Raw genomic sequence first — 12460 nt, 5'->3', positions numbered from 1 at the left:
TCTAGGTGACGTGGCTGAGCGCGTCCCAGACGTTGTCCGCTTCGACGATGTCGAACCCCGGCATGAGGGTGGTGTTCCGGCTGCCGACCGGGACCAGGGAGTTTTCGCCGCCCCGTTTTCCGCCCGTGTCGAGGGAACCGGTCGGGACCAGGGCGCGGGTGAATCCCAGCCGTGCGGCCTCCGACAGGCGGCGCCGGACGTCGCGCACCTGGCGCAGCTCGCCGGCCAGACCCACCTCGCCCATCACGACCAGCCCGGACGGCAGTGCCTTGTCCCCGGCGGCGCTGGCCACGGCGAGCATCACCGACAGGTCCACCGCCGGATCGCTGAGCTTGATGCCTCCCACGGTCGCGGTGAACACGTCACAGCCGCCGAGTTTGGCATTGAGCCGCCGCTCCAGCACCGCCAGCACCATCGTCACTCGGTAGGTGTCGAGCCCCGAGGAGGAGCGGCGCGGCTGCTGGGCCTCGGTCCGTGCGACCAGGGCCTGCACCTCGGCGGGCAGCGGCCGGGTGCCCTCCAGGGTGACCGTGACGCACGTGCCGGGCACGGGCTCGGCCCGGTGGGAGACGAACAGGCCGCTGGCGTCGGCGATGCCCTCGATGCCCCCCTCGTGCAGGTCGAAGCAGCCGACCTCGTCGACGGGGCCGTACCGGTTCTTGATCGCGCGGACCATCCGGAGCCGGGAGTGCCGGTCGCCCTCGAAGTGGAGCACGACGTCGACCAGGTGCTCCAGCGTCCGGGGACCGGCGATCGAGCCCTCCTTGGTGACGTGGCCGACCAGCACCGTGGACATGCCGCGCTCCTTGGCGAGCCGGACCAGGTTGCCGGCGACCTCCCTGACCTGGGTGACCCCGCCGGGCACCCCGGTCGTCTGGGCCGAGCCGACCGTCTGCACCGAGTCGACGATGAGCAGGTCCGGCTGGACCTTCTCCACGTGGGCCACCAGCGCGCTCAGGTCGGTCTCGGCCGCGAGATAGAGCTGGTCCTGGATCGCGCCGATCCGGTCGGCCCTGACCCGTACCTGGGCGGCCGACTCCTCGCCCGTGATGTAGAGCACGGTCTGGTTCCGTGCGATCTTGGCCGCCGCCTCCAGCAGGAGCGTGGACTTGCCGATGCCGGGCTCCCCGGCCAGCAGCACGACGGCGCCGGGGACCAGGCCGCCGCCGAGCACCCGGTCGAGCTCGGGCACCCCGGTGCTGCGCGCGTGCGCCACCTCGGCCTTGACCTGACCGATCGGGACGGCCGGAGCCGACACCGCCCCGGCGGAGGCCACATGCACGCCCCCGCGGGCGGTCTCCTCCTCCACCGTGCCCCAGGCCTGGCACTCGCCACAGCGACCCACCCACTTGGCGGTCTGCCAACCGCACTCACCACAGCGATAGCCGACCTTCTTAGCCATGGCCGCACGTTACCGGTCCCGGCCGACAACTTTCACCCGGTACGGCGTGCGGACGCGCCCGGCGGGTGGTCAGAAACGCTTCCAGCGGAGGACGTTGGGGTAGGCGAGCTCCAGGCCGGGGGTCTCGGCGATGGCCTGGTCGGCGACCGCGGGGGTGAACTCGATACGGAGCACCGCCTCCAGGTCGGCGCGGCGCTCGAAGGACATGCGCAGGTCGAGGCGCTGGGTCTGCCAGCCCTGGTGGGTCCAGAACCTCTCGACTGCCCCGGCCGAGTAGGTGGGGATCGACTGGCTGAACCAGCGGCCGAAGGCGCCACGGGTGGCGTCGATGTCGATCACGAAGGCCGCGCCGCCCCGCCGTACCACCCGGGAGAGCTCTGCCAGGCCCGGCTCGCAGCCGGGGCCGAAGAAGTAGGCCCAGCGGGCGATGGCCACGTCCACCGAGGCGTCGGGCACCGGGAGGGCCTGGGCGGTGGCCGGGTGGATCTCGACGTTGGGCAGCCGGCCGCAGCGGCGCCTGGCCAGCTGGACGAGGTCGTCGTGCGGCTCGACGCCGATCACGCGGGCGGCGGTGGCCGACAGGGACGGCAGGTGGTAGCCGGTGCCGCAGCCGATGTCGAGGACCGTGGCGCCGTTCCACGGCCGGATGGCGGCCATCGCGGCCTCGGCCCGGCCCTCGGGGTCCACCGCCCGGTTCTCCAGCTCGTAGATGTGGGGTGTGTTCCAGATGTTGGGGCTGGGGATGGCGCCCTTCGTGAACCGCGGCATGCCCTCACCGTAGCCGTGCGATCTCCGTCACATCAGCGCGGCCGGGCTCACTCATCGACGCCCGCGCTTAGGCTGGCATCGTGAGTGAGCACAGCTGCGCGGGTTTGCGGACGCGGCGACATTCGCTTACGAGAACTCCGGCCGGAGGCGAGGAAGCCGCATGAGCGTTGTCCGAGGAAGCAGGGCGAAGGTCGCGCTGTCCACAGCGTCCGTCTACCCGGAGCGCACCCCTGACGCCTTCGAGCTCGCGGCGCGTCTGGGATACGACGGTGTCGAGATCATGGTGGGCGCCGATCCCGTGAGCCAGGACATCGACGTCCTGGAGCGGCTGTCGGACCACTACGAGCTGCCGATCCTGGCCATCCACGCGCCGTGCCTGCTGGTGACCCAGCGGGTGTGGGGCAAGGACCCCTGGGCCAAGCTCCAGCGGGCGCAGCGGGCCGCCGAGCGGGTCGGGGCCACGACGGTCGTGGTGCATCCGCCGTTCCGCTGGCAGCGCGACTACGCGCGTGACTTCGAGATCGGTCTGGCCAGGATGCGGGAGGAGACCGACGTGGTCTTCGCGGTGGAGAACATGTTCCCGCTGAAGGCCAGGGGCAATGAGGTCGTGCCCTACGCGCCGGACTGGAACCCGGTCGACCACGCCTTCCCGCAGGTGACGCTCGACCTGTCGCACACGGCCGTGTCCGGGGTCGACGCGATGGAGATGTTCACCAAGCTCGGCGACCGGCTCGCCCACCTGCATCTGGCCGACGGCGTGGGGGTGGCGAACAAGGACGAGCACCTGGTCCCCGGACGGGGCGGCCAGCCGTGCGCGCCGATCCTGGAGCGCCTGGCGGGCAACGGCTACGACGGCCTGGTCGTGCTGGAGATCAACACGCGTAAGGTGGCGAGCCGTACGGAACGGATCGCCGATCTCACCGAGGCACTGGCCTTCGCGCGGCTGCATCTCTCCACCTCCTCCAATGTGTGAGCGGACGACCGCGCGACCGCAGGGCCCGAGGACGACGCGGAGGGACAACCGGTGAGTGAACGGCCTGTGGGCGGGCAGCCCGAGAGTGGGCCGGCCGGCAGGAGGCGTGCCGGGCGGCGGCCCGGCTCGGCCGACACGCGGGGGCAGATCCTCGCGGCCGCGCGGGAGACCTTCTCGGAGAAGGGGTTCGACAAGGCGACCATCCGGAGCATCGCCCGGCAGGCGGGGGTGGACCCGGCGCTGGTCCACCACTACTTCGCGAGCAAGGAGGGGATGTTCGTCGCGGCCATGGAGCTGCCGGTCAACCCCGACATCGTCATCCCGATGATCACATCTGGGCCGCGCGAGGAGGTCGGCGAGCGGCTGACCCGGTTCGTCCTGACGATGACCTCGTCCGCGGAGGCCCGCCAGCCCGTGCTGGCGCTGGCCCGCACCGCGATGACCAACGACCGGATGGCCACGATGATCCGCGAGTTCGTCGCGCATGCGATCCTGGACCGGGTGGCGGAGGCCCTCCGGATCCCCCCGCTCCGGATGGACGCGGCCTTCGCGCAGCTTTTCGGGGTGGTCCTGATGCGATATGTGGTCAAGCTGGAGCCGCTCGCCTCGGTGGACATCGAGGAGCTGGTGGAGCTGCTCGCGCCCACGATCCAGCGCTATCTCGACGGTCCTCGATAGCGTCTGTGTGTATGGCGATATGGGCAGATAATCGTTCTGTATGTCGAGTTGACCGTGTGGTTGCCGTGGCCCATACCGCGAAGTAAGTTACTCACCGGTAGGATTTATGGCAACCCGCCATCACCGTGGATGACCGGCGGTCGTACGCTGGCAGCCAAAGTCGTCTGTGGGAGGACCCGTGCTCTGGGTAGCGATCATCGGGCTGGTCATGACAGCCGTCGCGGTCGCGATTGCCGCGCGCCGCGTGCTGTTCCTCTACAAGCTCGCCACCATCGGGCCGTCCGCGCCCGAGCGGATCGAATATGCGAAGAACAACATCGGCGACGAGATCAAGGCGCAGCTCGTTGAGGTCTTCGGTCAGAAGAAGCTGCTCAAGTGGACGGCTTCGGGCACCGCGCACTTCTTCGTCATGTGGGCGTTCTTCATCCTCGCGACCGTCTACCTGGAGGCCTACGGAGCGCTGATCCAGGGCGCGATCACCGGCACGCCCGACTTCCACATCCCGATCATCGGGACCTGGGCGGTCCTGGGCTTCCTGCAGGACTTCATCGCGGTCGCGGCCCTGCTCGGCCTGATCGCCTTCGCGGTCATCAGGATCAAGAACTCGCCCAGGAAGCTCGGCCGTGAATCCCGGTTCTCCGGCTCGCATCTCGGCGGCGCCTGGCTCGTCCTCTTCATGATCTTCAACGTGATCTGGACGATGTTCCTCTTCCGCGGTGCGGCGGCCAACACCGGCAACCTGCCCTACGCGTCCGGGGCGTTCGCCTCCGACGGAGCGGCCGCGCTGCTGCGCCCGCTGGGCGCCTCGGCCAACGAGGCGATCGAGCACGTCGGGCTGCTCCTGCACATCGGCGTCATGCTGGTGTTCCTCATCATCGTGGTGAACTCCAAGCACCTGCACATCTTCACCGCCCCGCTGAACGTGCTGTTCTCCCGCCGCCCGGACGGCAACGGCCCGGCCCAGCCGATGCGGATCGACGGCAAGGTCGTCGACTTCGAGGACGAGGACCTCGACGGTGACAAGCTGGGCCGCGGCAAGATCGAGGACACCACCTGGAAGGGCTTCCTCGACTTCTACACCTGCACCGAGTGCGGTCGCTGCCAGTCGCAGTGCCCGGCCTGGAACACCGACAAGCCGCTGTCGCCGAAGATGCTGATCCTGGACCAGCGCGACCACGCCTTCAAGGTCGCGCCGTACCTGATGGCCACCCAGGAGCAGCGCGCCGACCTGCACGAGGACGTGCTCGCCCTGCTGGAGAAGCCCCTGGTCGGCGAGGACGGCGTCATCCACCCGGACGTGCTGTGGTCCTGCACCAACTGCGGCGCCTGTGTCGAGCAGTGCCCGGTGGACATCGAGCACATCGACCACATCCTCGACATGCGTCGCTACCAGGTGATGGTGGAGTCGAACTTCCCGTCCGAGGCCGGCGTCATGGTCAAGAACCTCGAGAACAAGGGCAACCCGTGGGGGATGTCCGAGATGAAGCGGGCCGACTGGATCGAGGAGCTCGCGAGCCGCGACGTCGACCCGATCGAGGTCCAGCTCATCGACGAGACGATGCCCGAGGACACCGAGTACCTTTTCTGGGTCGGTTGCGCCGGAGCCCTGGAGGACCGGGCCAAGAAGACCACCAAGGCGGTCGCGGAGCTGCTGCACGTCGCGGGTGTGAAGTTCGCGGTGCTCGGCCCGATGGAGGCCTGCACCGGTGACCCGGCCCGCCGGCTGGGCATGGAGTTCCTCTTCGACATGCTGGCCAAGCAGAACGTCGAGACGCTGAACGAGGCCGGGGTCAAGAAGATCGTCGCGACCTGCCCGCACTGCTTCAACACCCTCGCCAACGAGTATCCGCAGCTCGGCGGGGTCTACGAGGTCGTCCACCACACCCAGCTCCTGGCCAAGCTGGTGGACGAGGGCAAGCTGGTCCCGGTCACGCCGATCGAGGAGAAGATCACCTACCACGATCCGTGCTTCCTCGGCCGCCACAACAAGGTCTACTCCCAGCCCCGCGACATCATGGCCAAGGTCCCGGGCGTGCAGACCCAGGAGATGCACCGCCACAAGGAGCGCGGCTTCTGCTGCGGCGCCGGTGGCGCGCGGATGTGGATGGAGGAGCGGCTCGGTAAGCGCATCAACACCGAACGCGTGGACGAGGCGCTGACCACCGACCCGGACACCATCTCCACCGCCTGCCCGTTCTGCCTGGTCATGCTGGGCGACTCGATCAACGAGAAGAAGAACGCCGGCGAGGCCAAGGAGACGCTGGAGGTCGTGGACGTCTCCCAGCTTCTGATCAAGTCCATCAAGGGGAAGCCCGTCGAGGCCGTCTGACCCGGCTCAGGTACGGCCCGCCTCGCGGGCTTTACCTGACAACCGGTAAAGATGTCAAGAAAACGACACTAGGTCCAAAAGTCTTTCTGTCGATTACGGAAAAATCACGGTAACCTCAACGTCGCGTAGCTCATTCGACGGGGAGGGAGCTGGCGATGCATGTCGTCGTCACGGATGCCGAGGTCACACTGACCGACGTTCTCTCACTCCGCCTGTCCATCGACGGACCGCTGGCGAGCGGCACCGGGCTCGTCCTGCGGCACCGTGTCACCGCGGCGGAGCGCACGGTGGTGCTGGGCAGCCCGGGCGCCGAGGCGCGCGACGCGACGCTCGCGGTCTCGCTCGCACCGCTGCCCCTCACCCCCGGCCGCTGGGACGTCTATCTGGAGCAGGAGGGGACCCGCACCCGGCTGCGGAGCATCGATCCGGGTTTCTCGCTCGACCGCCTCGACACCTACGCGCTGAGCCGCCGCACGCTGGCCCACCGGGCCTACCGCACGCGCAGCGGCTTCCTGGCGCTGAAGGTCGACGAGGCCGAACCGGTCGCCGAGGTCCGCGCGGTCTGGTTCCGGGAGGGCCGCTTCGAGGTCACCGGCCTGCTGGCCTTCACCGGCCTCGATGACGACGAGTCCTGGCACGGGGCGCGGCTCGCGCTGCGCCGCAACCACCCCGACGCCGAGCTGACCGTGGGCGCGACGGTCCAGGGGGTGCGTTTCCACGCCGCGCTCTCCCTGTGCGACGTGCTCGCCGCCGCGCCCGAGCAGACGGGCACCTGGGAACCCTCGCTGGAGGTGGACGGCCTGGCCACGCCGCTCCGCCTGAGTTCCCGGCTGGACGACGTGGACGGTAAGCGCCGCCGCCTGCACTACCCGGCCGAGGAGATCGACGGGGTGCCGATCCGGCCCCGGTACACCGCCGACGACGAGCTCAGGATCGAGGTCGGAGGGTGAGGATCTGCCTGCTCGTTCCCTCCGCCTACGGCATGCGGGGCGATGTCCGGTCGGTCGTCAACCTGGCGGGAGAGCTGGCCGAACGCCACGAGGTCGAGATCCTCAGCCTCCGCCGCCACAAGGAGAGGCCGTTCTTCCCCGTGGAGCCGGGGGTGGCGCTGTCCTGGGTGGTCGACGTCCAGCCCGGCGTGCGGCATCTGCTGCCGCAGGGGCAGATGCGCACCGAGGTCGCCCTCTGGCGGCGGCTGCGCGCGCTCAAGGCCGACGTGGTCATCAGCACCAGGCCGGGACTGAGCGTCCAGGTGGCCAAGCACGCGCCCCGCGACATCGTGCGGATCGCCCGCGAGTGGGGCCGCCCGCTGGTGCCCGGGCCGATCAGGAAGTTCTACCCGCGCCTGGACGCGGTCGTCACCGCCACCGAGACGAGCCGTGGGGAATGGGACCGGCTGCTGGGCGGCGTCGAGGTCAGGATGATCCCGGACGCGCTCCCCACCGACCCCTGGCCGCGCTCGCGGATGGACAACCGCATCGTCGCCGCGGGTGGGCGCTGGGTGCCGGTGAAGGCCTACGACCGGCTGATCCGCGCGTTCGCCACCGTCGCCGACAAGCGGCCCGACTGGAGGCTGCGCCTGTACGGCGGGGGCCCGGAGGACAGGCGGCTGCGTGCTCTGGTCCAGGACCTGAACCTGCACAACCACGTCTACTTCATGGGACTGACCTCCGATCTGACCGGCGAGTTCGCCAAGGCCTCGGTCGTCGCGGTGACCTCGCGGGCCGAGGTGCTCGGGATGACCGTGATCGAGGCGATGGCCAGCGGGGTGCCGGTGATCGGGTTCGACAGTCCGAGAGGGCCCGGCGAGTTCGTGACCGACGGCCGCAGTGGTGTCCTGATCCCCGAGGGGGAGGGCGAGATCGAGGCGTACGCCTCCGCGCTGCTCGCGCTCATCGACGACGAGCGCCGGCGCCGGGAGCTCGCGGCCGGCGCGCTGGAGGCCGCGGCCGCCTACGCGGCGCCTTCGGTGGCCGAACGGTGGGAGAAACTGATCGTGGCCACCTCCCGCTGAGCCTGACACGGGTACCGTTGTGACATGCATGGGTACAGCGGAGACAAGCAGGCCTATCTGACCCGGCTGCGACGGATCGAGGGACAGATAAGGGGCCTGCAGCGGATGGTCGAAGAGGACGCCTACTGCATCGATGTGCTGACACAGGTGTCGGCCGCCACGCGTGCTCTTCAGGCGGTGGCGCTCGGCCTGCTGGAGGACCACATCGGGCACTGCGTCACCGACGCCATCAACACCGGGGGTCCCGAGGCGGAGGAGAAGGTCAAGGAGGCCTCGGCGGCGATCGCCCGCCTTGTCCGTTCGTGACTAGTCACCGGACCCTCTTTCCGAACCACGTCCCGGACCCCTGTTGAGGAGTCCGGGACTAGCTCGTTTGGACGGTTTCCTCATCGGCTTCAGCAGATCGCCGAAGCACTCAATCCGAGCGCGTTGTCGAGCTCCGCCAAGGTAAGCGGCCGTTCGCTGATCGCGACGGCGGTAAGCACCTCTGCATAGAGCGCGATCTCGTCCAACGCGACACGGTCGTGGACCCTGGAGTCCAGCTCGTCGTGCCCCACCGCGTCGTCCTTCCTTCCGCAGCCCACACCCACTTCGAGGTTACGGCGGGCGGTCTTTCGTGCCCATGGCCCATCGGGACCATTCCTTATGGCACTGTCCCGCCCTCGGGAAGATCATTTCCTGATTCGGAGATCACAATTCAGATAATCGCCTGATGCTTGAGAAGATTTCGAGGTACCGGGGCGGTAAAGAAAGATAACTTCATTTGTGTATTTGGCATGACGATATGTGTCAGAAATGGCGGGGGAAGGCCCCTGATATGCCCGGGACCGGGTCGTCGCGCTCGTACGCCAGACAGCGCACGAGCGCCGAAGCGGTGGCGAACCCCCGGTCCGGCACCGTGGTCCCGCTGAGGCGGCACCATGCGAGTCCGGTGGCGTAGGCGGCCCCCAACAGGGCCGCCGCCGAGGCCCGGTCCGGCGGATGCAGCGCGTAGGGCAGCTCGCCGGAGCGCGGCCAGCATCCCCGCAGCGGGTGTGACGGGTCGATGAGCACCACGTGGAGGATGTGCCGCAGCTCCGGGTCCAGCCACGGGTAGAGCGCGTCGGCCGCCCTGGGGGCGGAGGCGGTCAGGTCGGCGGCGAGCAGCGAGGCCGCCACCGCCCGGGGGTCGGCGCCTTTCGGCACGAGGAACCCCAGGGCCTGCACCAGGTCGTAGACCACGTGCTGGAAGTGCTCCGCCGGCGAGGAGTCCGGCAGCGTCACATGGGCCGGGCATCGGGACAGCCACGCCCGCCGTACGGCGTCGTCACCGTGGTGGGCGACGGAGGGGTCGGGACCGGTACGGCGGAGCACCGGCTCCACCATGGCCAGCAGGGCGTCGGCCCGGGGACGGAACCGCCGATCGGCGCGGACCGCGTCGGCGGTGTCGGCCATCAGTGCGACCAGCCGCAGACCGGCCTCGGGATGACCCGCCCTGACCCGCTCGCCGTACAGCGCCACCAGGTCGTCCAGTGCGACCGCGGGCAGCCACCGGACCCAGTCGTCACCGGGCAGCGGGCGGGCCAGGAACTCGCCGAACATTGACAGCAGCACCTCGTTGCCGTCGAAGGCCGGGGCGTAGGCGCACCACATGAGCGTGCCCCAGATCGCGGCGACCGGGCTGGCCACCTCTCCGGCGAAGAGCCCGGTGAACGGCCCGGTGAGCGGGAAGTCCTCCCTGTGCCTTCCCCGCTGGGCGATCACCAGCTCACGGACCCGCTCGGTGATCTCGGGGGGCACGTCCGGGCCGACGAACCCCTGCACCGACCCTCGGTCCGCGGCGAAGTCGGGACCGGCCGGGACCAGGTTCATCGGGATCATCGAGGTGGCGTGGGCGACGCGCGCCGCCGCGCGGAAGCCCGGATCGGCCGGTGGGGCGGCCAGGTACCAGAGACCGTCGGCGGGATCCTGCCGGTACCACCGGGCGCGCGCCCCGAACAGCCAGCGTCCGCCGTCCGGGGTGGTGAGAGTACGCAGCGCGATGGCCTGCGCGCGCGCGGGCAGCGCGAGCGCCGTCCACCGATGGTCGGCGACCATGGTGCGCACATCGCTCTCCATGGTGTCGAAACAGTCCCACTGCCGCACGGCGGTCATGTTACCCACCGCCTCCCGGCGCGTCAGCGGCCCGTCGGCTCCTCGGGGACGGCGGTCGCGGCCCTGTGCCGCTCGGCCTTGGCCATGTAGTTGTCGGGGGTGCGGGCGAAGGAGGCACGGTCGTCGTCGGTCAGCTCGCGGACCACCTTCCCGGGAACGCCCGCGACGAGCACCCCCGCCGGGATCTTCTTGCCCGGCCCCACCAGGGCGCCGGCCGCGACGAGCGAGCCCGCGCCGATCCGGGCCCCGCCGAGCACGATGGCGCCGATGCCGATGAGCGCGCCGGTCTCCACATGGGCGCCGTGCACCATGGCCTTGTGGCCCAGGCTGACCCGGGGTTCCAGTACGGCGGGCTCGCGGGGATCGGCGTGCAGGCAGCACAGGTCCTGGATGTTGCACTCCTCGGCGACCTCGATGATCTCGTCGTCTCCCCGCAGGACCGCGCCGTACCAGACGTTCGCGGCACGGCCGAGCCGTACCCGGCCGACGACCACCGCGCCGGGGGCGACGTAGGCCTGGGGATGGATCTGGGGGACCGCGCCCCCGTCGAGGGCGGCGATATAGGGGATGGCGTCCATGCGATTGATGTTACGGGGAGTGAGGTTGTCCGATATTTCCGCAAGCAGGTCACGCGTTCCGGTTGCGGACTTGGGCGGTAACCAGGAAAGTCGTGTCCTGACGTCTCCTTTCCCGCCACACAACCTCCACGGGCAGTGCCATGACAAACCAGCACGAGAGCTTTCCCGATCTGATGCATGAAGACTCGTTCGAGGTCGTCATGCGCGGTTACAACCGTCGCCAGGTTCACGACTACATGAACCGCAACCGGAACCAGATCCGCGATCTGGAGGAACGGCTCGCGCGGTCGATCGGGCAGGTCGAGCAGAGCCGGATCGAGCTGGCCGAGGCCCGGCGGAGACTTTCCGACGCTCCGCAAGACTATGACGAGCTCGGCCAGCGGCTCAGCCAGATCCTGAAGCTGGGAGAGGAGGAGGCATCCTCCAAGAAGCAGGTCGCCGAGGCCGAGGCCGGCAAGCTGCGTGAACACGCCGCCGATGAGGCCCAGCGGCTCGTCAACTCCGCGCTGGAGCGGGCCGAGGGCATCATGAACGCCGCCCAGCAGGAGGCCGAGCGCCGGGTCGCCGAGGCCACCGCCGCTGCCGAGCAGATGCTCGCCCAGGCCGGTGATGATGCCGAGGAGACCCTCAACGCGGCCCGCATCGAGTCCGACGAGACCCTGCGCGGCGCCCGCACCGAGGCCGACCGGCTGGTCACCTCGGCCAGGAACGAGGCGGAGCGGACGCTTGAGAGCGCCCGGACGGAGGCCGCGGCCACGCTGGGCAGTGCCAGGGCCGAGGCCGAGTCGACCGTCTCCTCGGCCAACGCCGAGGCGCACTCCATGCTGACGTCGGCCCAGCAGCGTTCCACGGTCCTGGACGAGACGGCCGGCCGGAGGGTCGCCTACCTGACCGACACCCACCGCGAGGTCATGCGCCGTCTCACCGAGATGGGCACCGTGCTGGGGGATCTGATCCACCGCGAGAACGCCGCCGGAGCGCTGATCGACGAGGCCGCCGTGCTCCCGCCGGCTCCCGCCCAGCCGGATCCCGCCCCCACGGCCGTCGTCACGGGAGCCGTCGTCCCGGCCTCCGTGACCGCCGGGCCCGAGCACGGATCCGAGACGGCGCTCGACGCCGAGTCCGGTGTCGAGTCCGCGCCGGCTACCGGGGCCGATGTCTACGCCAGGCCGGACACCGGGGCGGATGTCTACGCCGAGCCGGGCGTCAGGCCCGATGTCTACGCCGGGCCGGGTACTGGGGCCGACGCCTATGCCGAGCCGGGCGTCAGGGCCGACGCCTACCCGGGGCCGGGCGTCGAGGCCGATGTCGAGGCCGTCCGTGTGATCGTGGACGACGAGGACGAGGGCGGAAACGCGCGCTTCTCCGGCGGTCACCGCGCCGAGGTCGTCGACGACGCTGGCATGAACCGGGGCCGGCCCGACGAGGAAAGGGAAGACGGCGAGTACGCCGTGCGCAAGTGACGGAGGTGCCCGTCGCCCGGTGCGTCACCCGGACGCCATGCCAAGGCGGCTCGGCGGCTGAAAGCAGGCGGAAGCCCCCGCCCCCGATAGGGTCGAGGGCTTCCGCGACTGGGGGCCCGGTG

12 protein-coding genes are annotated in these 12460 nt (G+C 69.9%); 7 read left to right on the top strand and 5 right to left on the bottom strand.

The window, feature by feature from the left end:
• Position 1: 1 nt before the first annotated feature.
• Together radA and ACIN94_RS24885 are read right to left on the bottom strand one after the other, a co-directional pair.
• The gene (radA, locus tag ACIN94_RS24890) at positions 2 to 1402 is read right to left on the bottom strand and encodes a DNA repair protein RadA (protein ID WP_400710394.1); all 1401 of its coding nucleotides are present in this window, start codon (positions 1400 to 1402) and stop codon (positions 2 to 4) included.
• A gap of 69 nt (positions 1403 to 1471) precedes the next feature.
• Complete coding sequence (locus tag ACIN94_RS24885; protein ID WP_400710391.1) at positions 1472 to 2170, bottom strand: class I SAM-dependent methyltransferase; 699 nt, start codon at positions 2168 to 2170, stop codon at positions 1472 to 1474.
• Between the two features lie 160 nt (positions 2171 to 2330).
• On the opposite strand from ACIN94_RS24885, the gene ACIN94_RS24880 reads away from it, so the two are divergent.
• The 6 genes from ACIN94_RS24880 to ACIN94_RS24855 all read left to right on the top strand — a co-directional run bounded on the left by ACIN94_RS24880 (position 2331) and on the right by ACIN94_RS24855 (position 8470).
• Positions 2331 to 3143, top strand: a complete 813-nt coding sequence (locus tag ACIN94_RS24880; protein WP_400710388.1) for a sugar phosphate isomerase/epimerase family protein — start codon at positions 2331 to 2333, stop codon at positions 3141 to 3143.
• Positions 3144 to 3194: 51 nt separating this feature from the next.
• Positions 3195 to 3821, top strand: a complete 627-nt coding sequence (locus tag ACIN94_RS24875; protein ID WP_400710385.1) for a TetR family transcriptional regulator — start codon at positions 3195 to 3197, stop codon at positions 3819 to 3821.
• 178 nt (positions 3822 to 3999) lie between these two features.
• A complete protein-coding gene (locus tag ACIN94_RS24870) occupies positions 4000 to 6150 on the top strand; it encodes a (Fe-S)-binding protein (RefSeq protein WP_400710382.1) in 2151 nt (716 codons plus the stop codon).
• A 155-nt stretch (positions 6151 to 6305) separates the two neighbouring features.
• The gene (locus ACIN94_RS24865) at positions 6306 to 7100 is read left to right on the top strand and encodes a hypothetical protein (protein ID WP_400710379.1); all 795 of its coding nucleotides are present in this window, start codon (positions 6306 to 6308) and stop codon (positions 7098 to 7100) included.
• Complete coding sequence (locus ACIN94_RS24860) at positions 7097 to 8164, top strand: glycosyltransferase (RefSeq protein ID WP_400710376.1); 1068 nt, start codon at positions 7097 to 7099, stop codon at positions 8162 to 8164. Before ACIN94_RS24865 ends, ACIN94_RS24860 begins: the two co-directional genes overlap by 4 nt.
• A gap of 24 nt (positions 8165 to 8188) precedes the next feature.
• Positions 8189 to 8470 (top strand): metal-sensitive transcriptional regulator, encoded by a 282-nt coding sequence (locus ACIN94_RS24855; RefSeq protein ID WP_400710369.1) that lies wholly within the window; start codon positions 8189 to 8191, stop codon positions 8468 to 8470.
• An 89-nt stretch (positions 8471 to 8559) separates the two neighbouring features.
• Here ACIN94_RS24855 and ACIN94_RS24850 read toward each other — a convergent pair whose 3' ends face one another.
• From ACIN94_RS24850 to ACIN94_RS24840, 3 genes are all read right to left on the bottom strand, one after another.
• Positions 8560 to 8748 carry a hypothetical protein gene (locus ACIN94_RS24850; protein ID WP_400710366.1) on the bottom strand — a complete coding sequence of 63 codons (189 nt, stop codon included), beginning with the start codon at positions 8746 to 8748 and terminating at the stop codon, positions 8560 to 8562.
• Positions 8749 to 8953: 205 nt separating this feature from the next.
• Positions 8954 to 10297: a hypothetical protein gene (locus ACIN94_RS24845; protein ID WP_400710363.1), complete on the bottom strand. Its 1344-nt coding sequence runs from the start codon at positions 10295 to 10297 to the stop codon at positions 8954 to 8956.
• A gap of 23 nt (positions 10298 to 10320) precedes the next feature.
• Entirely contained in the window at positions 10321 to 10875 is a 555-nt protein-coding gene (locus ACIN94_RS24840; protein ID WP_400710360.1) for a gamma carbonic anhydrase family protein, read from the bottom strand.
• 140 nt (positions 10876 to 11015) lie between these two features.
• Between ACIN94_RS24840 and ACIN94_RS24835 the strand changes: the two genes are divergently transcribed.
• Positions 11016 to 12338: a hypothetical protein gene (locus ACIN94_RS24835; RefSeq protein ID WP_400710357.1), complete on the top strand. Its 1323-nt coding sequence runs from the start codon at positions 11016 to 11018 to the stop codon at positions 12336 to 12338.
• Positions 12339 to 12460: the final 122 nt, after the last annotated feature.

This window comes from Streptosporangium sp. NPDC087985 (assembly GCF_044741965.1).
Taxonomy (GTDB): domain Bacteria; phylum Actinomycetota; class Actinomycetes; order Streptosporangiales; family Streptosporangiaceae; genus Streptosporangium.
The sequence above is the reverse complement of the archived record's forward strand: the minus strand, read 5'-3'. Positions and strand labels throughout refer to the sequence as shown.